The following is a 26449-nucleotide window of genomic DNA, read 5'->3' on the forward strand; positions in this document are numbered from 1 at the left end:
CAGCTAGAAGGGCGAAAACTGTCGCATCTCTAACTGGCCCAACTGTCGCATTACTAAATGGCTGCTATAGTTGAATGCACGATAATAAATATTATGGAACCTCGGTGAAGTTGCAAGGTTTGGACGAGGAGGCTTCGACAAGCCTACGGTCCGGCGGATACGCGCGTTACAGCGATTGTGGCACCCTGCTCTATATCCAGACCAAAAGCCCGATGAACGGGCCAAACTCGCCTCTGAAGCATTGAACTAACAATGGTATCGATTGAATTGCTGTCTCAGTCGACGTGTCTCACCTTCGAGTCAGAACTCAATCCGGTTTCGGGCGGGGCGTTGTGCAGAACTTGTCTTGCTGTGCGGCGGCCCAGTCGCTAATGCTTGTCCGCACTTCGATTCAAAGAGGATAAGATGGCAACTGGTACCGTAAAGTTTTTCGCTCAGGACAAGGGCTTCGGCTTCATCACCCCGGACAATGGTGGTCCGGATGTGTTCGTCCACATATCCGCCGTCGGCTTCGGCGCTTCCCTGACCGATGGTCAGAAGGTGAGCTACGACGTGGGCCAGGATCGCAAGACAGGCAAGTCGAAGGCTGAGAACGTAACCGTCCTCTGAAGTCGACGATCCCTGATCTCGTCGAAACGGCGAGATCAGGGTTGATGCTGCCCTTGCGAAAGGTTCTGCAGGAACCGGGTTGCCCGTAGAACCCTGCATTCGGGTGAGTGAGCTGCACGATATGCGGGCAGGGTAACGGGATTACCCCAAATGTCGATGACGCAGGTCACTCGATGCCACTCTGGAATTGCCAGCCTCACAGGTCCAGCTGCAGATTGTCGTCGGTTTGTGCAGGCACCGAACAGCAAATCAGCGCCTCATTGTCAGCGACGGTATAGCTGGGCTCCGATGCATAACTCACCCCGCCGCTCACAATCCTGGTCCGGCAATCGCCGCAATGGCCAGCAGTGCGGATCGGCAGATGCTGGCCTGCAAGGTGCGGGATAACGGCTCCGCCATCGACCGGCATGAGGTGCGACGAACGGATCGTGGAGCTTTCCTCGATGGCCCGTTTCACGCAGAAGCGTCTCCATGTCCTGGCCTTTGCCGCAACCTTCAAGCGGCTTTCGGCCTGGCTCCACTCCCCGGTCATAAGGCTGCTCGGTGACATGCCGCCTTCGAGAAGGCTCCATCGCAGCGGCAACGCATTTCCGCGCAGCACCACCTTTTCCGGCCGAACGCGCCAAAGACGTTCAGCGCCCTCAAAGGCGGCAATTTTTGGGGAATCCAGTATGACTTCCACAGTGCCGGTCATCTGCAGCATGTCACCCGTCTCATGATCCACGAACAGCCGCCCGGCACGCGGGTTGATGACGAAATTGCCGAGCGTGTTGAAGAACAGGTTGCCATTGAAATCCGGCACGGTCAGTCCGCCATCGGCATCGACGCGGACAAAACCTGGCCGGCCACCGCGATGGGAGACATCCACCTGCCACCCTTCCCGGTCTCGATCCACGTAAGAGGCAACGAAAAAGGTGTCGGCAGCTTCGATGATACGCCGTGCATTTGCGTCCAGCCGGTCTGAAACCAGCACTTCCGAGCGCCCAGGCTCTGCGAGATCGCGCACAAAGCCGAACGCCGCGCCATCGGGGAATATGCGGTGCCCAAGGGAGACCTGACCATGACGGCGCCGATTGTCTTCGGTCGCCTTCATGTACTGCCCATCATAACGGATTTCCTGAAGGCATTTCCGGAGATCAACATTCATCTGACGATGAGTGACCGGATGATCAGTCTTACCGACGAACATATCGATGTCGCTCTGCGCATCAGCGAACTTTCAGACAGCAGCCTGATCGCGACCCGTCTCGGCTCGATCCGCACGACGACCTATGCCAACCCCGATTATCTCGAGCGGCATTCGCGTCCTTCGCGTCCTGATGACCTCAAGGACCACGATTGCATAGCCTTCAATGGAGTACTGTCAACTGAGGTATGGACGTTCCGCGACGGCGCGAGAGAGATCGCGGTGCCAATCCGGACACGCCTTTCCGTGAATACGGCAGAGGCAGCGATCGACGCTGCCGCGGCAGGTCTCGGGATAACGCGCGTCATGGCCTATCCGGCAAAGCGGGCGGTCGAACTTGGCTTGTTGGTTCCGGTGCTGGAGCAGTATGAACGTGAGGCGTCGCCGGTTCATCTTCTCCATAGGTCGAAAGGCCTGATGCCGCTGAAACTCAGAACGTTTCTCGACTTTGCAACACCACGGCTGAGGGCTTTGCTGAAATAGAGCGCACGGCTCTGCGGCCATTCCATCGCTGCCGATGGATCGACGACGGGACCAGTTGAACGATAAGGCTCATCGCAGGTTCTCGTGCGTCTCCCCGGCATCGAATTGCAGGTCGAAACCGGCAAACTAGTGCAGGTCTGTGGAGGTCGCAATCTCCTGCTGCAAGATCAGCGGGAAATGTTCGAACGCGATTTCCAGTGCCGTGTCGAACTCGTTCAACCGCGCAATATACACACGGTCGGGCAGGATGACGAAGTCGGCATCAAGTTCAAGACCGGGCAAACGCGTCTGAGGGGGATCAATCTTATGTCTGCGCGCTACCGTCTTCTGCCATGACGTTTCCAGATCGTGCACCAGCCTGCATTCCGCCAGGGCAAACACGGCGCGCCCGAAGGCGGTAGTCTCGCAGGCATGGGCAAGCGCGGACTGGACATCAATATGCGGCGGGGCATAGTGCTTCCGCCAGACAGTGTCTCGTGCGTCTGAAGTCAGGGACCGCGCTACGATCCCGTCTAACCAATCTGCCGGCAAGCCATGAAGAAGGCGACTCCGCCACTTCGGATTTGGATTCGTCATACCATATGCCGCTAGCAAACCGTCACTGATATGGCCCAGCAGATCCTGGGAGGCATAGAGAAGCGAGTACCAGTCACCCAGACGTTTATAGCCCACCATGTCTACCTGCACGGTTCGTGCCATGTGGCGTGCGGTGTGCAATTTCAGGCGGGCCACCTGATCACGATCGGGCAGCAGCCCACGCGCTTTTTGCTCCTCCTTGCCGCCGGATAGGGGAACGCCCGTGCACAGGCGATGCAGGAGAAGCAGTTCGGCAGCGGTGAACGGAGCAAGCCTGCTGACATCCCAGGCCTCCAAGGCCCAGGCCTCCAGACGGGAAAGAAGCGCCTGCATGCGTGACACTGACAGGATCTGCATATCCACGATACAATCGCCGGATACCCAGGAACATTCGGCTTTCGCCCCTTCCTCCGCATCATGATCCTTCGGGAGCATCAGCAGATCCAGATCGGATTTGCTGTTGCCCAGACCCTCCGCCACCGAGCCCACGGCCAGAATGATCTCCTGGCCGTCCGAATTTGCCAGCAGACGCGCGGCATCGCGTATCGCCGTCTTGGACGTGCGCTTGAACGCCAGATAATTCTCGAATGACATCGAATTCACGATACGCAAATCTCCGCGTCAATGGCTGGCCGACCCTTGGGACGTCCCTACAGACAGTCCTGGGGACAGATCCGGCAAGGGAGCATCACTATAGCTGAAGGGCGATGCGGAGGGGCCAGCACGGCACCATTCCCGCTTTGCGCAGCATTCAAGGCTGCATCCGAACGCGTTGTCGCCCAGCTCCTGTGTGGTGATGAGGTTGAAGTCCCGAAATCTTTTTCGAAACAGCGCGCCGACGCGGTTGCCCGGAGTCCGCGCAGCTACCCTGTCGATCAGCATGGCCGTATAGCCAACATGGGCAAGTTCGTCGTCCAGAAGCTGATCCAGCACCTTCAGAGCCTGTGGCAGGTTTTCTTCCGGACAATGCGCCCGGATCGCGCTGCGCTGCATCATGTGGTGGATCGTCGTGCGGATCTCGGCGATGTTCATCTGCAGGTAATCGTCGATGGTCGGCGGGCGGGCGTAGGGTGATCCCTCTATTGGATAGAGCTCCTTGTGCATGGAGAAGCCCGGCGACAGCTGCCTCAGCTCCTGGCGAAAGCCGGGTTCGATAGCATCCGGAAACGCGAGGTCGAGAAGCGCCAGGTAATAGAGAGCATGTCTCGATTCATCCACGGCATGTTGTTTGACGAGGTCACGCTCCTCACCATCTGGCGCAAACGTTGCCAATGACCATAGGCGTCGTGCACCGTCGCCTTCCATCTCGGCATTGGTCAGGATTGATGTCGCCAACCAGCGTGGGTCGAGGGCGGAATTGCGATAGGTGGACGAATAACCTTCGGTATCGAAGGGTGGCGGCTCGCTATCAAGCGCTTCCGAAATCGCCTTCAAATACAGGGGAAAAGCATCACTGCCGCCATATTGATGAACCGCGACCTGCGCAATGAACGAGATCCGGTCCTTCTCCCTCTGCAAGTTCAGCAAATCGTTCTTGTTCAGTGTCATGTCCGTCCTCCTCCGACCGAAGCGGCCTGTTCGTTCATACGAACAGGCCTAATTTCGAATTGCCTGTCAGGCGCATTGCGAGACTGGGTCGAAGGGCGAGTTCAAGGCAACGAAGGCGCGGTCCGCATCGGGAAAGCGCTTTTCGATTTCCTTCAGCGTTTCTTTATCCAGCTCAAGCTTGCCATTGAGAATGCGCCCGGTCAGCAGCAGTCCGGTGCTGGTCTTGCGCAGAACTTCACCGGCACGCGTCACGTCTTCAGCCGAGAGATGATCCTTGTTCATGAAAGCCTCCTTTTTCGAGTTGAGAGCGGGATTCGCTCAGTTGCATTAAAACGGTGCGTCAATTTTTAGTTGTTGTCAATTTGAAAATCGCGTAGAAGGATATTCGGCTGATATAGCACCCCAATAACGTGTATAATCTTGAACAAGCTGGCGTACGCCGACACGATCCATCTATCTAAGTATATGATTTAAAATATTTTATATATTGAGAGAGGCCGATGACATCCCTCCCCTGCCCGCATCACCATGCCTCGTTGTCAGCGTTTCGAAAGCTGGATCGACCTTTACCCTCGAACATTGCCTGGGCGGCGGAGCATGGGGCAGCTCCATCCCACACCGTGCGCTTCAGCCCTGAAGTTCTGGGAGAATTGCGGACGAACAGGTCACTGCTTCAGGAGGAAATTCCGCTCGAGGGCCTTTCTCTGGAGAACAGCGATTTTCCGTGCCTTCGCGAGACAGCGGCAATGCTGCAACGGAAGTATTTGCAAGCCGGATCCGGCTTCGTGATCGTGACCGGTCTGGCTGAAGTACTGGATAGTCAAACCGAGCTGGAAAACACGTTCTGGCGTCTCTGCCTCGAACTTGGCAGGCCTTTTGTCCAGAAATCCGGGTTCGTGCGTTTTGGCCGCGTGGAAAACCTGGGCCGGCCATTGCAGGAGAGGCCACGCTATCATGAGACCGGGACCGGCGGCTCGATCCACACAGATAGCCCCATCATGCCCGCTGTCGCCGACTATGTCGGATTGTTGTGCGTACGGCCTGCCCTTTCAGGCGGAGATAGCAAGTTCATCAGCGTCGGCAGAATTCACAATATCCTGCTCGAGCATGCTCCTGACCTGCTGGATGAACTGTACCAGCCTTTCTACTTCGACCGGCGCCTCAAGCCCGACGAGATTTCAGCCCACAATCCGGCAACCCTGTACGAACCGATTTTCTCCTACGACCCCGCACTGGGAGATCACGGACTGCGCCTGCGGTGGCAGCCCGAATACGTATGGCAGGCGCCGCAATTGCCAAACGTGCCTCCGTTGACCGAAAGGCAGCATCTGGCATTGCATCTTTTGGAGGGCCTGCTGGAAGACCGGACGGGAGCGCTGACGATCAAGGCCGGAATGCAAGCAGGCGATATCCAGCTGCTCAACAATCACGTGATCGCGCACGGGCGGACGGCCTTTGAGGATCATGTCCGGAGCGATGACCCAACTGCAATCGACCCCGACCGTCGCCGACTGATGCGCCGCGTCTGGCTCCACGCACACGCATAGCACGGGATTGGTCCATACGATGAAAGCACTTATCCTGGTGGCAGGTCATGGGTCACGCCTCAAATCCGTGGCGGGAGAGACGCCAAAATCTCTGATCGAGATTGATGGCAAGGCACTGCTTGATCGTCAGATCGATACGATGGCATCGCTCGGGGTGAAGCGGGTCTGTCTTGCCACCGGCTTTCGGCACGAGGTATTCGCAAGCCGCTACGGCGACCGAGTCGATTTTCGCTACAATCCGTTTTACCGGGACTGCAACAACATCGTCAGCTTTCTGTTTGCCCGAGACTGGATGATGGGCGATGACCTTCTCGTCTGTTATGGCGATCTGATTTATGATCCGGAGCTTCTGGCCGCAGCCATTCAATCACCTGCCGATATCGGCCTGGTCATCGACCGTAGCCGTGTCGAAGAGGGGCATGCGCTCGTCTCCATGAAAGACGCAACTGTTACGGCCGTGGGACCTTCAGTTCCAGCAGATAGCGCCGATGCGCGTTTCGTGGGCATCACGAAACTGTCCGCAGCCGCCGTATCAGACCTGATGCCCGCGACCGAAGCAGCCCTACGCGCCGGCAAATTGCGCGACTACTACCTCGCGGGGATTCAAATCCTCATGGAACAGGGCCATCGCGTGGAGCCGATCGACGTGACAGGCTTGCGCTGGTCGGAGATCGACCTTCCCGTCGACCTTGACGCCGCGCGCGGGCTCTGGGGCTCACACCGGGAGAAATGATCCATGTGCGGCATATTTGGAACCGTATCATCTGGCCCCCTTCAGGAACCCCGCCCTGTTTTGGAGGCTTTGACCGACCTGATGCAGCATCGAGGTCCGGACGGCAGGGGCAGTTTCATGGATGAAAAAGCCTTTTTCGGTCATCGCAGGCTGGCGATTATTGACATAGACGGTGGTCATCAACCGATGCAATCGCCCTGCGGGCGATACGTCATCACCTATAACGGTGAAATCTACAATTTCAGAGATGTACGCGAGCAACTCCGGCAAAAGGGCCATACGTTCAGGACAAACAGTGACACGGAAGTCGTCTTGCAGGCCTTCGTGGAATGGGGGCCAGACAGCGCCAAGAAGCTCAACGGCATCTTCGCCTATGGTGTGCTGGATCGCACCGAGCGACGATTGTGGCTGATCCGGGACCGGCTGGGAGTGAAGCCGCTTTACTTCACCCGGCTGGGTCAACAAATCGTTTTCGCCTCCGAGATGAAATCGCTGACTGCACATCCGCGTTTCATCCGTCGGGCAAACCTGTCCGCGGTATCGAGTTATCTGACCTTTCGCACCGTTGTTGGCAGCAGCACGGTCTTCGAAGGGATCGAGAGCCTGCCGCCCGGCAGCTGTCTGACCTATTGCAACGGCGATATCAGGATCGAACCCTATTGGCACCTGCCGCATCCAGTCGCGGGGGAAGACCATGGCGAGGATTACTATCTCGCGCGAGCAGATGAACTGCTGCGGGCCGCCGTAACGCGGCAGATGATCAGCGATGTACCGGTTGGGGCCTATCTGAGCGGCGGCGTCGATTCCAGTCTTTTGGTGACATTGATGCGAGAGGCAACAGGCAAGACACTCAAGACCTATTCGATCGGCTTCGACGCAGACGGCTATGACGAAAGCGCCTTCGCCACGATTGCCAGTACGCACATCGGTACCGATCATAAACATCTGGTTCTGGGCGCGGACGACTATCAGGACGAGCTGGAAGCCCAGATCCGGCATCGGGACCAGCCGTTATCCATTCCGCACGAGGTTGCGCTAAACGTCCTGTCGAAAAACTTGAAGCAGGATGTCACGGTGTGCCTGTCAGGAGAAGGCGCCGACGAGCTGTTCGGCGGCTATGGCCGCGTGCAGGGTTCACCTTTCGATTTTGCGCGCTTGCGCCTTTTTCACCGGCTGCCACGGCCCATCAAGTCGTTTCTGGCTTCCCGCGTCAGGGATCCGGACATCAAGGCGCGGCTGAAGATCACGCAGGAGCTCGACCATTTCTTCCATGTCTACAACTGGTGGAGTTTCGAGGACAAGCAGTCGGTCCTGACGGACGAGGCAAAGGCCCGGATCAACGGGGATGCTGCCGTGCGCGGACACTTTGCAGACATGTTTGCGCGTCTCAAGGACTTGGGCCCTTACGATCGAATCCTTCATGTGTTTGAGACGACGCATCTTCCCAATCTGCTCGACCGCCTGGACATGCAGAGCATGGCGGCCTCGGTCGAGGCGCGCGTGCCATTCACGGATCACGAACTGGTCGAATTCATCACCTCTGTGCCGATGCACTACAAGATCCGCTGGAAATCGCCTCTCAGCATGCTTCGGGCCTGCTTCTACAAGAATGCCGAGTCCAGCGAGAGGTTTGATACGACAAAGTATTTGCTGCGCCGGATGGCCGACGCAAAGCTGCCACCTTCGATCTCTCGACGAAAGAAACTTGGATTTCCCGTTCCACTGGACAATTGGCTGGCGCATTCGATGCATGACTTTGCCGCCGATATTCTGCTCGACAACCGGACGCGAGAACGCGGAATCTTCCAGACCCAGGAAATTGAACGGATGTTACAGACAACGCGCCAGTCGGCCTATGATGGGCACGGCAAGCGCATCTGGATGCTTCTGAACATCGAATTGTGGTTTCGCAACCACATCGACGGACAGGCTCACCTCATTCCGCAGCCTCACCCTGCTGTGCTGGAAGCCGGGAGATGACAAGGGCTGCCGCCTCGGCAACCAGCTCTTGCGTTGGTCGCAGCGCATCGAAGATGTGCCATCCCTGCTCCTCCGCCCAGCGATCAAGGCGCTCCACCAGCTTTGTCTGATGGGAAATGAAACTCTCACGCTCGCAGGCTGGATCCATTCCGCATTCATAGGCCACCAGATCACCGATCTTGCGCTCGTAGAGCGCGGTGGGAGATGCCTTGAGATAGATGATGAGATCCGGCTTCGGCAAAAGGTGACCGGCAGAGACGGCCTGTTGCTCATCCGCGCCATAGGCGATTTCGACGGCCACATGCTTGATCCAGTAACTGTCGTAGATGATTACTTGCGGCGCATCCGGCTTCGCCATGGTGGACGTCACCGTCAGCGCCATAGACCAGAGATAGAATAGAAGTCGCGCAGGGGCAGACATATCGAGTGCATACTGGCGCAGCTCCTCGACATTCGCATGAACGAAGGCTGCTGCCGGTGCCTCGGCACGATCAAGGATGCCGAACCGGTCAAGCCGTGTGGTGGAAATTCCGGCGTCAAGCAAAGCCTGATCGAGTGCGTTGCTGAGCGAGGTTTTTCCGGCTCCGTCCGTCCCCACGATGACCATGAGCATATCGCTACGCCTCCCTCTTCCATGATGCAGCCGCCTTTTTGCGATTTTCGGCAGCAAGGTCTGGTGAATACACTATAAAAATGCAACATATACGTGATACAGCCAAAAGCTGCAAATGTCTATTGCTGATCCATTGATATTGACGAGGGTAAATCATTGGAACTTCACTCATTTATGAAACGCGCCATCCTGCAGGCCGTCGATGGTTGCGCACACCATTTTCGTGTCACCCTGCATGGTCATCCGGTGGAGTTCTGTTCGGACGAAGCGGACACAGGTGAAATCCTGCAGTTTCTTTTCCATCTCCAGGCGCAAGTCGTTGAGCGCACAAAAGAGGAACAATCATCATCTTCAAGCCCGTGGCGGATCGCGGTCATACGCTCCGATGCGATCTGGAACCACGAGGCCGATCGACGCCCGATCGATCCAGAGGGAGAAATGGTCGGACTCAGGACCTACTGGCGTCCGGATTTCCCTTCGGAATTTGTTGTCCTGTCGAAGGCGTTGACCGTCGTTCGCCACAAGGCGCCATTCCGTGGCCTCACCGTTCTTCTGAATGAAGAGCGCCTCTTCGTCTATGTGCGGCCGGAAGCGGACGACACATTCATCCCGCATGTGGAGACCTTGGCCGGATACCTCTGGCGGCGTGCCTTGTGGCACGAAGGCTTCCTCGATCTCCATTCGGCCATGTTGCGTTATCGCGGTCGTGGAGCCGTGATCATCGGCCCCAAGATGGCCGGCAAAACATCGTTGGCTATGCATTTTCTGGCCCGTGGCGCGGAGCTTCTGGGCAGCGATTTCGGCGAGATCACCATGACGCCGCAGGGTACGCTCCAGGCGAAGGCGGTGCCTCACATATGCAGGATCACCCCGGAAACCATTGCTGACAATGCTTTTCTCTACAAGGCACTCGACACGACGCGCCGGGATGGTTTTGCCTATCGCAACGGTCCGGTTTTTTCCCATGGCAAGTATGAATTCTTCGCTCCGGGGCTGGATCTCCTGTTCAACCGTCCGGTCAACATCACCTCCATGAACGTGGATCTTCTGATCTTTCCCAAATTTTCCCCGGACACGATCCGTCAGCGCATCACGTCGATCGACTCTGAAACAGCACGCGCACGGCTTGTTCAAAGTATTGCGCATGACAGGCCCCTGGCCGACTGGTTGCCGTTTCCTGACGTCCTGAACCGGCAAGATCGGGAAGCTCCCCGGCTTGAGGCGCTTGGCAAGGCACAGTTGCGTGCCGTTCAGGTGGAATTCGGCCGGGAGCCCTCGCTGGCATGGGAGGACATCACAGCCTTGTTCGATACCGGCGCTGGCTGAAAAGGACGAGTTCTTGGTCAGACGATATGCCAGACACCCTGGTCGTCGGCAGTTCGCATATCAAGCAGTTCGACACGTCCTGACCCATGGCGCGCCATGAGAAAGAGAAAGCTCAGATGCGTCGCTTTTCTTTGCCGCATATCCTCCCGATAGGCGGCAAGAACAAGGTTCGGATCCTGCCCGATTTCACGCGCAACGGCTGACGCCATCGCCTCCAGATAGCCATCCTTTGCGGCCACCTCCTTCATGGAAACCACAGTCACGACGATATCGAGATGATGGGCCTTGGCGTTGGTGACCAGAAGATCTCGGAGATAATGATTGTCCGCATCGGCAAGACAGCTCGCGATGAGGTGCCCCCGCCCTGAAGGTGACAAGGCCGCGGGCAGCCCTTCAAGAATACGGCAGCAAGCGCGCATGCCGTCATATCCACCGTGCCCGATGGACAGATCCGGCAGGCTATCCGGCACAGGCAGTAGCGGCGGGTTGGCAACCACGAGATCGAATTGTCGACCTTCCACGGGTTCGAACATGTCTCCCTGCAGAACGTCGATCTTTCCCTCAAGCCGGTTCAGCATCACGTTGACCTGGGCGAGTTCAACAGCATCCCTGTTGCGCTCGACCGCCGTGATGCGGCGTGCAAATCCCGCGCAATGCAGTGCCTGCAACCCGCTTCCCGAACATAGATCGAGCACAGTCGCCTCGGCCCTTGGCTGAATGCGCAACATCAGCGCAACCGAGTCGTCGCCGAGATAGTGGCTTAATCCTGTGCCGGGAGGCGTGCAGAACAGCCACCGGCCTGCGACTGGAAGGAGCCGTAGTCCAACCTTGAGCTGCAGCTTTCTACCATCGAAAATCGCAACGCCAGCGCGCGGCAGCTCAGTCGAAATCCAGCCCAGCTCTTGCGGTAGCTGCCTGACGTCTATCTCTGCACCGAATGCAAACAGTTCCACCAAAATTCGCAGGCGATCGGGCACGCGATCGCGATATGGCCGCCAATCGAGCGGACGGGGATGAAGCGGATTAAAGCTGGTCAGGAACTCTCCCAGACCGCGATCAGCGAGCGCTTCGACTAAATTTCCAAGCACGGGCACAGGCCGCCCCCGTTCGGTTGCGTCAAAATAATGATGCATCTTATGCGATAAATCATTTCAACTAGCAATCAGAAATTGCTAGTATGCCGCACGGTTCTCGCGCCGGTCACGGTCCGAGATCTGCGTTCTCAGCGCGGCCTATTTGTCGGGAGGAAAAAATGGCGCATAGCCTTCGCAATCTCATGGATACAAACCGCCTTGTGCGGGTGCTTGAAGCGCATACTCCCCTCTGCGGCCTGATCGCCCAGGCGGCGGAGTTCAAATCCCCCACGGTGACCCGCAAATTCGACGCCGTATGGTCAAGCAGCCTTTCCGACTCCGCAATCCGTGGCAAACCGGATATCGAGGTCGTTGACCACTCCTCACGCCTCCTTTCACTTCACGAGTTGATGGACGTCTGTTCCTTGCCGGTCATCTATGATTGCGATACCGGCGGGAACCACCTTCAACTGCGCTCCACGGTTCGCAGCCTGGAGCGAGCCGGAGTCTCCGCAACGATCGTGGAAGACAAGGGAGGTCTGAAGCAGAACTCGTTGAAGGGCAATATGCCGGGTCAGCTGCAACTGCCGATCGAGGACTTCTGCGCCAAGCTTCAGTCCGCAAAAACCTGGCAGCGCAATTCGGAATTCATGGTGATTGCGAGGATCGAAAGCCTGGTTCTCGGAAACGGGATGCAGGATGCCCTCACGCGCGCCCGTGCATATCTGCGGGCCGGTGCGGACGGCGTGATGATCCATAGCCATCATCAGGACCCCGATGAGGTTCTCGAATTCAGCAAGGAGTTCAGGCGTTCGGGCGAAAGAGCCCCTCTGGTTGCCGTTCCCACCACCTATAACGCCGTGAATGAGGAAACCTTGTTCCAGGCAGGCGTCAACGTCATCATCTATGCGAACCATCTCCTGCGTTCCTCCCATAAGGCCATGAAGCAGGCCGCCAGTTCGATTCTGCAGTATGGTCGGGCAGCCGAATGCGAGGAACTTTGCACCCCGGTTGGAGACATACTTCGCTGTTTCGACACGTAGGGCTCAGCCCGACTGGATATGGGTCCGAAAGCGCACCATGTTTTCCATCGGCGTGGCTGAAGGCCTCGGCAGTTGCGGCAGACTTCCGGCCGCCACGTGCGCATGGATGGCCACCGGCCCGTCACCGGCTTGCAATGCTTCTTCGAACGCATCCGTAAAATCATTGATGGCGAATGTCTCGAAGACGCGAGGAAAACCGGTAAAGGCAGCGACCTGCGAGAAGGAAACGTTTTTCGCAACCGTTTCCTGCCCGCCGGTGGAATCATGCACACCGTTATCGAGAACGATATGGATGAGGTTATCGTCGGCATAGCTTCCGATCATGGCGAAAGCCCCCATTTGCATAAGCGCCGCACCGTCACCGTCGAGTACAACAATCTTGCGCTTTGTCGTGAGCGAGATGCCGAGGCCAACGGTGGAAGCCAGCCCCATTGAGCCCACCACATAAAGATTGCGTGGGCTGTCATTGATCAGCAAAAGTTCGCGGCTCATCTTGCCGGTCGAGGACACAATTCCCGCCATTTCGGGTGCATGTTTCTGGACCGCATCGATGACGGACATGCGGGTCGGAAAAGAAGACCCGGCGATCGCAATCGGCGCCTCTCGCCGAGCATTTCGGCAGTTGCGAATGCGGCTTTTGCTGTGCGGCTGGGGAGAGAATGTCTTCTCCCTGATCACGATTGCAAAGCTTCTCGCGTTGCGAAAGCAATGGTCTGCCTTGTCCAGCAACATGTCGGCATTGCCGCCATCGCGAGACAGAATCTCGAAAGGAATATCGAGCAATTTCAGCGTATCCAGCAGGATCCCTCCCATGGAATCGTGCTGCGGTTCGTCGCCGGTACCGGGCTCACCACGCCAGCTGATCAGCAATAGCAAGGGTATGCGTTGAACGGCTATCAACGAGGTCAGCCCGTCGAATGCGTTTCCCAATCCCGAATTCTGCATGAAGACGATCGGTTTGCATCCGCCGATATAGGCACCGGCAGCAAGTCCCACGGCCAGACCTTCGTTCACAGCGCTAAAGTAGCGCCAGTTTTCCTCAAGCGTGAACTGGTTGATAAGCGGACCCAGTAGGGAGCATGGAACTCCCGTTGCAAAATCATATCCGCGTACTGAAAGTCTGTCCGTGATTTCAGAAGGGCTTATCATTTTCATCTCCAGAAAGGCGAAGCTAAAAGTTGCAGATATTGCTATCTTTTCTCACCGAACGGCAGGAGCCCGCTCATGTAAGCCAATGAAGATAATCAATAAAATCCATTGTCTCAAAATTCAGTCTCTCGCATTGCGAGCATCAACATGCGACCATGGATATTCTCTTCGAACGAAAAATGCAAACCATGATGGTATCCATGAATCGATCCCGCGGTTTATCCGCGTCGATAGGCAAGCCATGTACCAGTGTATGAGAGGTCCTTACCGGAGCACGCACATGGCCATCTCCAGAGGGATGAACGTCGGGAGCGCTTCTCAACGACCGCACCCGGTCAGTCACGGTGTCCGCCCAGCGTCAGATTGCGGGTGCGACGACGATGCGGAAACCGTTGCCGCGCCAGAAACCATCCGGCTCCAGACTGCCACGATAGGTGCAGCACGCCTTCATCTGGCCGCTGCTGAAGCAGCCACCCCTTAAGACACGGCGAATGGCGGGTCCGGCATTGCTGTCCTCGCGGCCATCGTTTTCATAGGGATAGCGGAAGCTTGGCGTTGCCATGTCTTCTCCCCACAACGTCGTGCACCATTCCCAGACCTGGCCCGCCATATCGTAGCAGCCATAGGGGGAGCGCCCTTTGGGAAAGAGCCCGACGGTGCAGGTGGTGTTGAAGCCAGCCTCCTCTGAATTGGAGGCATCGTCCTGCCATTCATGACCCCAGGGATAGATGATGTCCTGTCCCCGGTCCGACTGGTCGCCGCGTGCGGCTCGTTCCCATTCCGGTTCCGTAGGAAGTCGCACGATCTCGGTGTCAGTGAGGCGCCCCTCATGACGCCAGATCTCTGTCAACCATACGCAAAAGGCGTTGGCATCCCGCCAGGTGAGATCGGTAGCGGGCGCACTTTGCCGCTCAGGCGAAAATCCGTCCGGGCTTTGCCAGGACCGGTTCGTGGCGCGGACGAATTGGCCATAGCGCCCGTTGGTCACCGGGTAGAGACCGATCCGGAACGCGCCAACCGTCAGTACGTGCGGCGGGGCCGAATTCGCATGCGTATTGGAACCGAAGATAAAGGAGCCAGCAGACACGCTGGCCAGTGCTTCCAGATCGCGTGGGTCGCCCAAGGTTGAAAGCGCCCGCCCCGCCTGTTCTCGCTCGCCGGGGGTCAAAGCCCCGGTCTCAACGATCTTCCGTATTTTCTCAGTCAATGCCATGTGAAATGCGCCATCGGTTGAAAGCTCCGACGCCAGGAGAGCCCCTCGCAGCGAAGCTTCGCCATCGCCTTCCAGAAGATCTGAGACCAGTTCAGTAAGGACAGGCGTGCCGGAAAGCCGTCTGGCCAGGCTCCTGAGAACCGGAGCCCACAGCGGCGGATTGGTTCGGAAAGCCGCAACGGCTGATTTTGGCGTCTGATCCGCCAGATGGCGAGCGGCCAGCAATTGCCGTACCCGCGTGACAGGCAAGAGCTCTGGATCATCCAGTGTTCCGCAGAGGGCATCGGACGCAAGTCCGCACAACAGCTTTGTGGTCTGCTTGTCCTTCGCCACATGCGCCAGCCACGCATCGGCGATTTCTTCGGCGCTCGCACCATGGGCGGAAGCGCTCAGCGCCATGGCAAATTGCGCCGGATTGGCCGCCGCAGAACCGAGACCGATGCCCCTTGCCTCGACATCGAGCCCCGCAATGGTTCGCGCAGCGCCGATGCGCTGGCCCTTGAGAAGTGGCAATAGCGTGAAGCGTACGAAAGGTGCGGGCGGCACCAGCCCTGCGCTCGCCTCCTTTTCCGCCAGAGCCAGAATACGCACGCGCGGATGAGCCGCCTGCATGCCAAGCGCCTCTTCGAGCAGCCTTGCGGCGCTGGAGCCTGCATTCTCCAGCGCATCCAGGATGATCAGCAATGTGGCAGAGGATGAAGACCAGGTATCGGACGCCAGAAGCGCCTCCAATCCGGGAGCCGCGGCATCCACCAGCGCCATCAGGCACGCCTCCTTTCGCACCTCAAGATACAGAGGCAGCACGTCGTCAGCCTCCCAAACCTCCGCTTGGCGCGCGCCCAACTCGTTGCGCGCCAGCATGCGCGGCGTCTTGTCACCGCGTGCCAGCGCGAAGCTCAAATGCCGGGCGAATGTCGTCTTGCCGCTGCCGGTTTCTCCCGCCAAAACAAGCGCCACATGATCCCGGGCCATTTCGAGAGCGGAGAAATAGACAGGCGGCTCCGGTTCAGCCTGCTCTCGCAATTTGCGCAGTCCCTTGGCAGCCTTGTCCTCGACCGTGAAGTTGACGAGAAGCGGGATGTAACCCTCTGCGAGGCTCGCCACGTCTCCATCGGGACGCGCCATCAAGGGGCGCGCGCCAAAGGCAAGGGCCTGCTCGAAAAGGGTTTCGCGCAAACGGTCCAGCGACATGCTCATTTCATTCGCCTCTTCAGAAGAGCTTGGCGATATCGGGATTGTGAAACCGCTGTATCTCTATCGCGTAACCGGCTGGATCTTCAAAGAAGAAATGCTCACAGAACCGTCCGCGCAGCAGTTCGGAAAGACCGGGCACACCGGCAGCCTTCAGCTTTGCGTGCCAGCCCTCCACATCCTGCGCCACGATCGTCAGCAGGACGGCGCTTTTCGCCTGGTGCTTCAGGTGACCGCGATTGCCGTCAACGATCCCGAAATAACATTTCCCAGCGATACGATAGATGCGAGCCAGACCCTGATCGAGGACAAGCTCAAGCCCCAGCACGTTCTCATAGAACGGCGCGACGGCATGGATATCCTCATAGTAGAAGAAGGTGATCGAGTAGTCCTTTTCCATGATGGAAGCTCCTTAGCGGATCGTGAGGGTGCCCTTGTGATCGATGCCGAGGCCCGCAACACCGGGACTGGCGGCGAAGACATCGATCGGATGGAGAATGTAGAGCCAGGGCGGATTGCGGTGCAGCCGGGCCAGGCAACGCGCATAGGCCTCTTCGCGCGCCGCATCATCTACTGCCTGATTGGCGGCAGCAATAAGCTGCTCCGTCTCGGCATCGTCATAACCCTGCCACCAGACCGCCTGCGGCACGCTGGAGATCTTGTCGTTGAGGATGCGATAGGTGCTGTGCGGCGATGAATCGAAGATGGCCATATCGCCAATCTCCTTACGGCCGATCTGGCGGGCATATTCAGGCCGATCCAGCTCCGTCTCCACCTCGACCTTCAAACCGACAGCCTCCAGCGAGGCGGCGACAAAACGGCTGATGTCAGGCGCCCGCTCTGGCATGAAGGTCGGCGTGCGCAGATGCACAACGCCATCGATATCCACCGTATCCAGCAGTCGACGCGCCTTTTCCGGATCATAGGCAATTGGTGACAGACCTGCCTTCGCAGCCCCCAGATGAAACGGGCTGACGATGGTTGCGGAAGGCACGGCGAGTCCGTGAAAGATGTCTGCAGCGATGGCTGCCGTATCAACCGCATGATTGGCGGCAAGGCGGGCGCTCTCGTGACGGAATATGCCTTCCCGGCAGTTGAGATAATACATGACGGAAAGCGTGTTGACGGCCTTTCCCCACTGGAAGCGGGGATCCATCTCCAACCGGTGTTCCACCCGTTCCAGATTGAGCGCTGCATCGACAGTCCCGGCATTTAGCTGATCGAGCCGCGCTTCGGCGCTCTTGCAGGCCGTGGCCAGAATTTGATGCGGGCCTTGAGCCAGTGGCATGCGTTCCAGAACCGCTGTCTTGCCGGCCTCGAACTCCGCCACGCGGTAACGCCCCGTCCCGAGGATCGGGCGTCCTGCGGCATCGCGCCGGCAGATGTAGAATTCGGAGAAGATGTCGAGGATATCAGCGATCGGATACGGATTGCGGACCTCGACAATGCGCGACGAAGCGGCACCGATCGCGGCATCCTTGAGATACCGCGCGTAGGACCATTTCATCCCGAAGGTGTCGACCGCCTGCAGGATCCCGTCGATGAACTCCAGAATATCGGCAGCGACGCAGGGCTTGCCATCATGAAAGGTCGCGTCCTCCCGGATTACGAACTGCCATTGGCATCCGTCCGGCGAATGCGTCCAGCTTTCAAACAGGGCTGGCCTCACAAAACCATTGTCCCAGCGCAGAAGCGGCTCGTACACCAGATTTTTCAGGGTCAGAACGCTGGTATCGTCCGTCACGCGATCCGGCGGCAGAAAGTCGATCTTTTCCAGCGTGATGCGCAGTTTCGTCATGGGTAATGGTCTATTCCAGTTCGCTGCGGCGGCGCGGATTGAACCAGTCCGCAAGCGAATCGCCAATCAGGTTGAAGGATAGAACGGCGAGCAGGATCGCCATTCCGGGCGCCAGCACCACCCAGGCGGCACCGCGGACATATTGAAGATTGGCCGAAACATCGGCCCCCCACTCTGCCATGGGCGGCTGTGCGCCAAGCCCGAGAAAACCAAGACTTGCCGTCTGGAGAATGGCGCTGCCCAGAGCAAGTGTCGACTGCACCAGAAGCGGGCCAAGTCCGTTGACGAAGATGTAGCGCAGCAGAATGCGATGGCTTGGCAGCCCCAGCGATATGGCGGCTTCGACATAGGGCTTGACCGAAATGCTCAGCGCCTGACTGCGCGCCACGCGGGCAAACTGCGGCGCAAGCGTGATCGCAACTGCCAGCATGGCGTTCTGCAAGCTCGGCCCAAAAGCCGCCGAAAGCGCAATGGCAAGCACCAGCGCCGGAAAGGCAAGAATGGCATCGACAATGCGCATGATGAGATTGTCCAGCCAGCCACCGGCAAAGCCGGCAAGCATTCCAAAAAATACACCGACGGCAAAGGCGATTGCCACGACGCCGACCCCGATCGCCAGCGTGGCCCGCCCCCCATACATGATGCGTGTCAGAACATCGCGTCCAAAAGCATCCGTGCCAAGCCAATGATCGAGACTCGGTGCGGCGAGCTTGTGGAGAATATCGAGCTTGGTGGGAGAATAGCCCGTGAGGGACGGACCAATGGTAATGAGGCCGATCAGAGCCACGAGGATGACAAGTCCAACGACAGCAAGCGTATTGCGGCGCAGGAAAAGCACGACGTCCTTCATCGTCTCACCCCATCTTCCGGCGAATGCGCGGATCGAGAATGCCGTAAAGCACATCGACGATGATGGAGGTCAGCACGAACAGCAGCGCGAAGACCAGCGTGGTCCCCTGAATGACCGGATAGTCGCGGTTCTTGATGGCCTCGAACATGTACCGTCCAATTCCGGGCCAGGCGAAGATCGTCTCCGTCAGGATCGCCCCGCCCAGCATTTCCGCAAATTTGAGGCCGATGATGGTAACCGCTGGCAGAAGTGAATTTCTAAGGCCATGGTTCAGCACCACCTGCCGATTGCGTAGCCCCTTCGCCTTGGCCGTACGAATGAAATCCTCGCCCATCACATCCATCATCGTGTTGCGTACGAAGCGACCGAGCGTTGCCGCGAGAAAGGCAGCAAGGACGGCGGTGGGGAGGATGAGATGCTGGACGGCGCTCAGCGCTCCCTGCACATTGCCCGTGAGCAACCCATCAAGAATGACAAAGCCTGTCACGTGTTCGATTGGCAGATAGGGGCTCACTCGCCCGGATACCGGCAACCAGCCGAGACTGGTGGCAAAGATCAACTGCAAGATAAGCGCCAGAAGGAAAGCGGGCATAGACACGCCGATGAGGGAGACGAGGCGGGTCACATGGTCGAACATCGAGTTCGGGCGGACCGCTGACAGGACGCCGATCGGGATTCCGACGATGACAGCCACGATAACAGCCAGAACCGAAAGCTCGATCGTAGCAGGCAGGCGCTGCAGGATCTCCGTGGCGACCGGCTGCCCGGTCTTGAGCGAATAGCCGAAATCACCAACGAAAAGCCCCAGGACATAATGGTAGAACTGCAGGATCACCGGCTGGTCGAGGTTCAACTGGGCACGCAGAGCCTCGATCTGATCCTGCGTCGCACCGGGCCCCAGAAGAGTGGTTGCGGGATCGCCGGGAATGATCCGCACCAGCGAAAAGACGATGACGAGGACGATACACATGACCGGTATCAAAGCGATCAGGCGGCGTATGATGAAACTCGCCATGTCTGGCTCTCACTCTTTTCCTGCGGGCCGCCATAATGCCTGACGAGTATCAAGGTGCCGCATAGGGTTTGCGTCGGCAACCTGATGGTCGCCGACGCCCGATAGCATCCTACTTCTTGGAGACCGACCAGTATTCGTTGAGCGGCGGAGCGCTGTTGACCACCAGCCCCTCGACATTGGCACGGGCAAAGACGATCAGCTTCGGGCTGAACAGGTAGGCACCGGGAACGCGCTTGGCGATTTCTTCCTGGATGGTGAAATAGAGCTGCTTGCGCACCTCCATGTCCGGCGTCTGCTGCGCTTTCAAAATCAGGTCGTCGAGCGCCTTGTCCTGCGGCATCCGGAAGGTCATGGCCGTGTTGGCGAGCGAAGAGAGGTAACCGATGGTGATATGCGCATCGGGATCGTTATACCACGGCTGGCGGCCATCCAGCGCCACGTCGAACTGACCAGAGGTCTGAAGCGTCCGGAGTGCCGGGAACTCGGTCTGCTCGATCGTGGCATTGATGCCGATATCCGCCAGATTGGCCTGAACGAAGGTTGCTACCGCACCCCAGAGCGGCCCCTGGAAGCTGTAGAGTTTCAGGTTCAGCGAAGAGGGCTTGATGCCTGCTTCTGCAAGCAGCTTCTTGGCAAGCTCGGGATCGTATTTCGGAGCGAGTTCCTTCATCTTCGGATTGAAGGCCCAGCTGTTGGATGTCAGCGGTCCGTACACCCGCTCGGCCGTTCCGCCGAAGACACCCTGAAGCAGACCATCGTAATCAATGGCGTGGGCGATGGCCTGGCGGGCTTTCAGGTTAGAGAAGGGACCGTCGGTCTTGCTGTTGTTGAACTCCAGCTGGCGGATGATCTGGCTGGATGCCTCCAGCACCTTCAAATCCTTGTTGGCCTTCAGCGCCTCGATGTCCTGAGCTGCAATGGCCGATAGCTGGCCCTGCTGCTGCACGATATCGACGCCGCCTCCTTCCAATTCGAGGCGCCGCGTAGAGGCATCCGGAATGACGCGGTAGATGATCTGCGACAGCTTTGGCGCGCCGCGGAAATAGTTCGGGTTTGCCTCAAGCACAACATTGGTATCGGCCTGTGCGCTCTTGAAGGCAAAGGGGCCGGTTCCGACCGGGTTGGAGGCAAACTTGTCACCGTATTTTGCAACGGCGGCGGGACTGACAATGGCCGCTTGCGGCTGCGCCAGAATGGAAAGGAAGGCCGGATAGGCGGCAGACAGCGTAATCTTGAGTTCCGTTGGCGAGACGACAGTGATCTCCTTGATGAGATCGAACGTGGCCTTAACGTAGGGATTGGTGGCCTTTGTGCGCTCCAGCGAAAACTTGACTGCCGCTGCATCAAAGGCGGTTCCATCCTGGAATTTAACGCCCTCGCGCAGCCTGAAGTCGAAGACCTTGCCGTCATCGGACACGGTCCAGCTCTTGGCAAGGCGCCCCTCGAGAACCTTGAAGTCCGGCGCCGTCCAGGCAACCAGCGTGTCGAAGACGTTGAGAATGATCTCACTGCCGATCGGCTCGGCCTTGTTCGTGCCCGGCTCCAGCGCAACCGGATCCGAAGGCACCGCCACCACAAGCGTTTTCAGTTTTGCATCGGCCTGTGCGAATGCTGCCGAACCGAGCAGTGGCAAGACTGCCGCCGCCACTACAATCCCATTCCAGATCTTCATTGGCTCACCCCTTCGTTTCGCCGATGGACAGACGCTTTGACGGCAGAAAGACCGTCGAGATCCAGTAGTATATTACGAAATATATCATAATCGACGACCGTGTAAAGCATGGATGGCGCAGATTTGACCATACTCGTAAGATGCCTAGATTTTACGCTGGATTGCCGTGCGGATACGCACCCACCACGACCGGACGAGCCGGATCACTTACCCAAGCCGACCAGGAGCCCGGATACATCGCGGCCGAAATTCCGATAGAGGCAAGCGCCAGCACCGTATGCGCAGCCGACATTCCCGCCCCGCAGTAAACCCCGACAGGCTTCTGTCCATCGACCCCTAGCGCCGCATACATCTGCACCAGGGTGGCAGCATCCGTGAAGTTCCCATAGTCGGTGACATTGTCGGGGGCTGGCGCACTGATGGCGCCGGGAATGTGTCCGCGCGGCGGCTGACCTTCGGCCACCGGCCCACCAATGTAATTCGGGCGTATGCGCGCATCGAGCAGCACTCCCTCCCGCACCAGCTGCACGGCATCGTCCGGCCCAAATTCCGGCATGTGGCCAGCACTCAGAACAATGTTGCTGGGAACCGGCTCGATGACCTCCGTCGTTGTCGGCAAGCCGGCTGAAATCCAGGCAGGCAATCCGCCATCCAGCACCCGCACATCGGGCAACCCGGCCCATTTGAGCACCCACCAGGCGCGTGCAGCCGTCATACTGCGGTCGGCATCATAGATAACCACCGGACGCTCGGCCAGCAACCCCCAGGCTCTGGCGCGCGCCTGCAGCGCATCGATCTTCGGCAGGGGGCGCTGCCCCTCCTGTGCGGATGCAGGCGACTGGAAATCTTCATAGGCTTCGGTATCGATTGCGCCGGGAATTCTCTGGCCCGTAAACGATGGCCGTCCGGTATAGGGATTGATCGACTGTACCGCGAGAACGCTCACCTCCTCGCCACGACGCTGACGCTCGTAGAGTTGGTGCGGTGTAAGCAGAACGCTGCTGCGAATCTCATTCGGTGTCATTCGCCCACTTGCCCCCCTCAACCCTGTCGTCGCCTAACTTGTTCTGCCGCACTGCATCATAATCCTATATGCGAGCACGCTGAAAGACTTGGCATATAAAAAATATATTACCTAGTATATTAGAAATTTTTTGCTTGACCCGAGCCGTGCTGAAATCCTCCGGCCAGCGCGTCCGGTGAGAACCCTGCGGATTTCCGTTAGCGGGTCATCCATCCGCTTTGACACCAAATCATCTGTAATATATTACGTAATATACCTAGTATGGAGAATCCGACGTGCACCACGGGAGTGAAAGCTTGCCCACTATTCTGGTCATCAATCCCAACAGTTCGGTTTCGGTTACGCAATCCATGCAGACCTGTCTCGTACCCTTGAAGGCGTCCACGGCCCACGATATCCAATGTATCGAGCTTCCAAAGTCGCCGCCCGGCATCGAAACCGACACCCATGTGGCCGAAGTCATCCCCAACATTCTGGACGCTGTCGCTAGCAGCGATGCCAATGCCTTCGTCCTTGCGTGCTTTTCGGATCCGGGGATTGACCGCGTGCGGGCTGCAACCACCAAGCCGGTGCTCGGGATTGCAGAATCGGCCTATCTGACGGCTCTTTCACTAGGTCGCCGCTTCGGCATCATTTCGCTGGGGCCGTCCTCCATTGCGAGGCACCTGCGCTATCTCGAGGCCTTGCACCTGCAACATCGTCTGGCCGCAGACCGCTCGATAAACATGACAGTCGCCCAGTTGATGGCGACCGATGTCGTGGAAACCGTTGCCCGGACGGCACGCCTGTTGCGGGATGAGGACGGGGCTGACGTCATCATTCTCGGATGCGCCGGCCTTGGGTCCTACCGCGCGAAGCTGCAGGAAACGCTTGGCATTCCGGTCATCGATCCGGTGCAGGCGGGCGTGGCGCTTGCGGCCAACCATCTTGATCTCTCCTACAGAAGGTAACACCCATGGGTTTCGATCTCATCCTGCGTGGAACCGCGGTCCTTCCCGATGGCCCTCTGGAAAATGCCTGGATCGCCATCTCCGCAGGCGCAATTGCGGCCATCGGCACCGGTGAGCCGCCATCAGGCACAAAGGTCCATGATTGCGGCGACGAGCTGATCCTGCCCGGCATTATTGACGGCCAGACACATGCCTGCAGCTATGGCGGACTGCCCGGCATCCGCTCCACCACGCGTTCGGCCATCGCCGGTGGCGTCACCACCATCGTCGACATGCCCTATGACAATCCGGCACCTCTCAATGACCTGCAAAGGCTGAAGGAGAAAATCGAAGCCATCGAGCAGCATGCCCATGCCCATGTGGCGCTCTATGGAACCGTTCTGCCCGGCCAATCGATGGAGGATGTCGCGCCCCTGATCGACGGTGGCGTTGTTGCCTTCAAGATTTCGACCTTCGAAAGCAGCCCGACCCGATTTCCACGCATATCGTCGGACCAGATATTGCGTCTTTTCCATGCCCTCGCCGATAGCCCGCTGCCGCTGGGTGTCCACAACGAGGACCAGGAGATCGTGCGCGCCTATATTGCAGCGGCAAAAGCTGCCGGACAGAACGGCATACAGGCCCATTCGGCCAGCCGCCCTCCTGCCGCCGAGCTTGCGGCGACGGCACAGTTTCTGGAGCTTGGTGCCTCAGCCGGTGCTCATGCCCATATCGTTCACCTGACCACAGCGCGCGGCTTCCAGCTGGTTGATAACTATCTGGCAGACGGCTTCCGCGCGACAGGCGAGCTTTGCGTTCACTACCTGTGGTTCGATCCGGAGCGCGATGGCAAGGAACTGGGTGCCCGCATGAAGGTCAATCCCCCCATTCGCCCCGGCCAGATCGAGCCCTTGTGGGAGGAAGTCGTATCTGGCCGCGTTGCCTTCGTCAGTTCGGACCATTCCAGCTGGCCGATCGACAACAAGTTCACAGACTCCATCTTCGATGCCGGTGCGGGCGTTCCAGGCCTCGAGACACTGTTGCCTGCCTTCTACACCGCCGCCGATGAACGCGGCTTTGACGCCGCGGCAATGACCGTGGAACAACTGTGTGAACGGCCAGCAAAGTTCTTTGGTCTTTGGCCGCAGAAGGGGGCGATCCGGATTGGATCGGATGCGGATCTGACCGTCGTCAGCCGGACGCCACAGATCTGGAATGCGCAAAACGCCCATGATGACCTGAACTGGAGCCCGTTCGACGGTCGTCGCTTCAACATCACCGTGAGCCGGACCTATCTGTCAGGCGAACTCGCCTTCGACGGACAAAACATTCTCAACCAGCCCGGCGACGGACACTATGTGCGCCGCGGTCAATCCCATTGGTTCGAATAGGAAATTTTTCGATGGCATACATCACGTCAAGCTCCGGAGGCGTTTTCGTCATCGCCGTGACGCCGTTCTTGGAAACAGGTGCGCTCGATCACGACAGCATCGATCGCATGGTCGATTTCTACGCGGGAAAAGGTGCCGACGGGCTGACCATTCTGGGAATGATGGGGGAGGCACCGAAGCTCACACAGGCAGAATCGATCGAGGTCACGCGGAAAACTTTGGCGCGCGCGGGTGATATGCCCGTCGTCGTGGGTGTGTCTGCACCCGGTCTCGCCGCCCTTGGCGAATTGACCCGCGCCGTGATGGATCTGGGTGCCGCTGGCGTCATGGTTGCGCCGCCCTCTTCGCTGCGCACGGACGAGCAGATCATCGGCTATTACCGGAACGTCGTGGAGACAGTCGGAAAAGACGTTCCGGTGGTGCTTCAGGACTTCCCGCTTTCGACCGGCGTGCAGATTTCCACGAAGACTCTTCGTGTCATCTTCGAAGCCCATTCCAGCATCGTCATGCTGAAGCACGAGGACTGGCCGGGGCTGCAGAAGATCTCGGATCTGCGTCAGGCCGAGACGGAAGGCAGCCGCCGTGTCTCGATCTTGTGCGGAAATGCCGGTGCCTTCCTGCCGGAAGAAATGCGCCGTGGTGCCGACGGCGCCATGACGGGCTTTGCCTATCCGGAAATGATGGCGGACGTCGTGCGCCTCAGCAATGAAGGCAGGTATGAAGCGGCGCAGGATGTGTTCGACGCTTACCTGCCTCTCGTCCGCTATGAACAGCAGCCGGGTATCGGTCTCGCGGTCCGCAAATATGTTCTTGCCAAACGCGGCGCAATTGCAAGCGCTGCCCAGCGCAGGCCGGGTGCAGGCCTGAATGCTGCGGCCATCGCCGAAATCGAAATGCTGATCGCGCGGCAGACCCGAAGGCTCGGAGCCCTTGCTTAAGACCGTGCGGTCCGAGCATGTTTCGACATTGCCGTTTTCAGGCGACAGCAGCCACTCCGGAATGTTTTAAGCGAGGATAATCATAGGCGATGACCTTTGAGGTGGTGTAGCCTGCCCCTACCAGCGCTTCAGCAAGCTTGATGGCGGCGGTTACGCCATCGATGACCGGCACTGCCATGGCCTCGTCCGCGCCCCTTCAATGCTGACAGGCGTATCCGTCGGATTGACGGCGGGTGACCTACGTGTCCGCTGCTTGACGCGCAAGGCGCTTTCCAGCGCCTGGACTGTCATGGCTGCGGTCGAATTGGGATTGATCAAACGAATATGCATGTAGTCGAATCTTTCAAAGATCTTATTGGTCTTGCGGCTTGATGAAATCGGATATCGGAGGGGCCGTCAGAACGAACTGGCGGTCCGAGGTGATGTAGTTGTCGGCATGCAGGCAAGCGATGGGCTGGTAGTGCTCGGGGTCCACATATCGCCCCTCGGCATCCATGCATTCAGGACGCACGTGCATGTGGACCACTTCGCCAAGAACCAGAGTGCGACGGTGGTAATCGAT

At 58.4% G+C, this 26449-nt stretch carries 23 protein-coding genes and 3 pseudogenes; 10 read left to right on the forward strand and 16 right to left on the reverse strand.

Going from position 1 to position 26449, the window contains the following annotated elements; all coding sequences use genetic code 11:
• The first annotated feature begins 405 nt into the window (after window positions 1-405).
• A complete protein-coding gene (locus E8M78_RS05505) occupies window positions 406-609 on the forward strand; it encodes a cold-shock protein (RefSeq protein WP_062556587.1) in 204 nt (67 codons plus the stop codon).
• A gap of 352 nt (window positions 610-961) precedes the next feature.
• On the opposite strand, the pseudogene E8M78_RS05510 reads toward E8M78_RS05505, so the two are convergent.
• Window positions 962-1564: pseudogene (locus E8M78_RS05510) on the reverse strand (pyridoxamine 5'-phosphate oxidase family protein); the annotation flags it as partial.
• Between the two features lie 51 nt (window positions 1565-1615).
• On the opposite strand from E8M78_RS05510, the pseudogene E8M78_RS05515 reads away from it, so the two are divergent.
• Window positions 1616-2278 (forward strand): annotated as a pseudogene (locus tag E8M78_RS05515) (LysR substrate-binding domain-containing protein); the annotation flags it as partial.
• Window positions 2279-2404: 126 nt separating this feature from the next.
• Here E8M78_RS05515 and E8M78_RS05520 read toward each other — a convergent pair.
• From E8M78_RS05520 to E8M78_RS05530, 3 genes are all read right to left on the reverse strand, one after another.
• A complete protein-coding gene (locus tag E8M78_RS05520) occupies window positions 2405-3457 on the reverse strand; it encodes a hypothetical protein (protein ID WP_205910220.1) in 1053 nt (350 codons plus the stop codon).
• Window positions 3458-3475: 18 nt separating this feature from the next.
• Window positions 3476-4402 (reverse strand): hypothetical protein, encoded by a 927-nt coding sequence (locus tag E8M78_RS05525; RefSeq protein WP_205910221.1) that lies wholly within the window; start codon window positions 4400-4402, stop codon window positions 3476-3478.
• 66 nt (window positions 4403-4468) lie between these two features.
• Window positions 4469-4684 carry a hypothetical protein gene (locus E8M78_RS05530; RefSeq protein WP_137134123.1) on the reverse strand — a complete coding sequence of 72 codons (216 nt, stop codon included), beginning with the start codon at window positions 4682-4684 and terminating at the stop codon, window positions 4469-4471.
• A gap of 218 nt (window positions 4685-4902) precedes the next feature.
• Between E8M78_RS05530 and E8M78_RS05535 the strand changes: the two genes are divergently transcribed.
• Genes E8M78_RS05535 through asnB form a run of 3 tightly spaced genes read left to right on the forward strand, consistent with a single transcriptional unit; the run spans window position 4903 to window position 8662 of the window.
• Window positions 4903-5949 (forward strand): TauD/TfdA family dioxygenase, encoded by a 1047-nt coding sequence (locus E8M78_RS05535; protein WP_137134124.1) that lies wholly within the window; start codon window positions 4903-4905, stop codon window positions 5947-5949.
• 19 nt (window positions 5950-5968) lie between these two features.
• Window positions 5969-6682 (forward strand): phosphocholine cytidylyltransferase family protein, encoded by a 714-nt coding sequence (locus tag E8M78_RS05540; protein ID WP_137134125.1) that lies wholly within the window; start codon window positions 5969-5971, stop codon window positions 6680-6682.
• 3 nt (window positions 6683-6685) lie between these two features.
• Entirely contained in the window at window positions 6686-8662 is a 1977-nt protein-coding gene (asnB, locus tag E8M78_RS05545; RefSeq protein WP_137134126.1) for an asparagine synthase (glutamine-hydrolyzing), read from the forward strand.
• On the opposite strand, the gene E8M78_RS05550 is transcribed toward asnB, so the two are convergent.
• On the reverse strand, window positions 8619-9275 hold the full coding sequence (locus E8M78_RS05550) for a thymidylate kinase (protein ID WP_137134127.1): 657 nt from the start codon (window positions 9273-9275) through the stop codon (window positions 8619-8621). The genes asnB and E8M78_RS05550 overlap by 44 nt on opposite strands.
• Window positions 9276-9449: 174 nt before the next feature.
• On the opposite strand from E8M78_RS05550, the gene E8M78_RS05555 reads away from it, so the two are divergent.
• On the forward strand, window positions 9450-10601 hold the full coding sequence (locus E8M78_RS05555; RefSeq protein ID WP_137134128.1) for a hypothetical protein: 1152 nt from the start codon (window positions 9450-9452) through the stop codon (window positions 10599-10601).
• Between the two features lie 17 nt (window positions 10602-10618).
• On the opposite strand, the gene E8M78_RS05560 is transcribed toward E8M78_RS05555, so the two are convergent.
• Entirely contained in the window at window positions 10619-11689 is a 1071-nt protein-coding gene (locus tag E8M78_RS05560; RefSeq protein WP_170973323.1) for a methyltransferase, read from the reverse strand.
• Between the two features lie 164 nt (window positions 11690-11853).
• Here E8M78_RS05560 and aepX point away from each other — a divergent pair, with 164 nt between their 5' ends.
• The gene (aepX, locus tag E8M78_RS05565; protein WP_170973324.1) at window positions 11854-12717 is read left to right on the forward strand and encodes a phosphoenolpyruvate mutase; all 864 of its coding nucleotides are present in this window, start codon (window positions 11854-11856) and stop codon (window positions 12715-12717) included.
• A 3-nt stretch (window positions 12718-12720) separates the two neighbouring features.
• On the opposite strand, the gene aepY is transcribed toward aepX, so the two are convergent.
• From aepY to E8M78_RS05605, 8 genes are all read right to left on the reverse strand, one after another.
• Window positions 12721-13866, reverse strand: a complete 1146-nt coding sequence (aepY, locus tag E8M78_RS05570) for a phosphonopyruvate decarboxylase (RefSeq protein WP_170973325.1) — start codon at window positions 13864-13866, stop codon at window positions 12721-12723.
• A gap of 358 nt (window positions 13867-14224) precedes the next feature.
• Window positions 14225-16276 (reverse strand): SUMF1/EgtB/PvdO family nonheme iron enzyme, encoded by a 2052-nt coding sequence (locus E8M78_RS05575; RefSeq protein WP_137134132.1) that lies wholly within the window; start codon window positions 16274-16276, stop codon window positions 14225-14227.
• Window positions 16277-16289: 13 nt separating this feature from the next.
• Window positions 16290-16670: a VOC family protein gene (locus E8M78_RS05580; protein ID WP_137134133.1), complete on the reverse strand. Its 381-nt coding sequence runs from the start codon at window positions 16668-16670 to the stop codon at window positions 16290-16292.
• Between the two features lie 12 nt (window positions 16671-16682).
• The gene (locus tag E8M78_RS05585; protein WP_137134134.1) at window positions 16683-18068 is read right to left on the reverse strand and encodes an ABC transporter substrate-binding protein; all 1386 of its coding nucleotides are present in this window, start codon (window positions 18066-18068) and stop codon (window positions 16683-16685) included.
• 10 nt (window positions 18069-18078) lie between these two features.
• The gene (locus E8M78_RS05590; protein WP_137134135.1) at window positions 18079-18918 is read right to left on the reverse strand and encodes an ABC transporter permease; all 840 of its coding nucleotides are present in this window, start codon (window positions 18916-18918) and stop codon (window positions 18079-18081) included.
• Window positions 18919-18922: 4 nt separating this feature from the next.
• On the reverse strand, window positions 18923-19933 hold the full coding sequence (locus E8M78_RS05595; RefSeq protein WP_137134136.1) for an ABC transporter permease: 1011 nt from the start codon (window positions 19931-19933) through the stop codon (window positions 18923-18925).
• A 109-nt stretch (window positions 19934-20042) separates the two neighbouring features.
• The gene (locus E8M78_RS05600) at window positions 20043-21605 is read right to left on the reverse strand and encodes an ABC transporter substrate-binding protein (RefSeq protein WP_137134137.1); all 1563 of its coding nucleotides are present in this window, start codon (window positions 21603-21605) and stop codon (window positions 20043-20045) included.
• A gap of 151 nt (window positions 21606-21756) precedes the next feature.
• On the reverse strand, window positions 21757-22629 hold the full coding sequence (locus E8M78_RS05605) for a rhodanese-like domain-containing protein (protein WP_137134138.1): 873 nt from the start codon (window positions 22627-22629) through the stop codon (window positions 21757-21759).
• Window positions 22630-22925: 296 nt separating this feature from the next.
• On the opposite strand from E8M78_RS05605, the gene E8M78_RS05610 reads away from it, so the two are divergent.
• From E8M78_RS05610 to E8M78_RS05620, 3 genes are read left to right on the forward strand one after another with little or no spacing between them, the layout of a single operon-like run.
• Window positions 22926-23579 (forward strand): aspartate/glutamate racemase family protein, encoded by a 654-nt coding sequence (locus E8M78_RS05610; RefSeq protein WP_137134139.1) that lies wholly within the window; start codon window positions 22926-22928, stop codon window positions 23577-23579.
• Window positions 23580-23584: 5 nt separating this feature from the next.
• Entirely contained in the window at window positions 23585-24949 is a 1365-nt protein-coding gene (locus E8M78_RS05615; protein ID WP_137134140.1) for an amidohydrolase family protein, read from the forward strand.
• An 11-nt stretch (window positions 24950-24960) separates the two neighbouring features.
• Window positions 24961-25887, forward strand: a complete 927-nt coding sequence (locus tag E8M78_RS05620) for a dihydrodipicolinate synthase family protein (RefSeq protein WP_137134141.1) — start codon at window positions 24961-24963, stop codon at window positions 25885-25887.
• A 37-nt stretch (window positions 25888-25924) separates the two neighbouring features.
• Here the strand turns inward: E8M78_RS05620 and E8M78_RS23745 are convergent, their stop codons facing one another.
• Entirely contained in the window at window positions 25925-26065 is a 141-nt protein-coding gene (locus E8M78_RS23745; RefSeq protein ID WP_246658237.1) for a hypothetical protein, read from the reverse strand.
• A 174-nt stretch (window positions 26066-26239) separates the two neighbouring features.
• Window positions 26240-26449: pseudogene (locus E8M78_RS05630) on the reverse strand (flavin reductase family protein); the annotation flags it as partial.

The organism is Rhizobium sp. FKY42, assembly GCF_005222835.1.
Taxonomy (GTDB): Bacteria; Pseudomonadota; Alphaproteobacteria; order Rhizobiales; family Rhizobiaceae; genus Neorhizobium.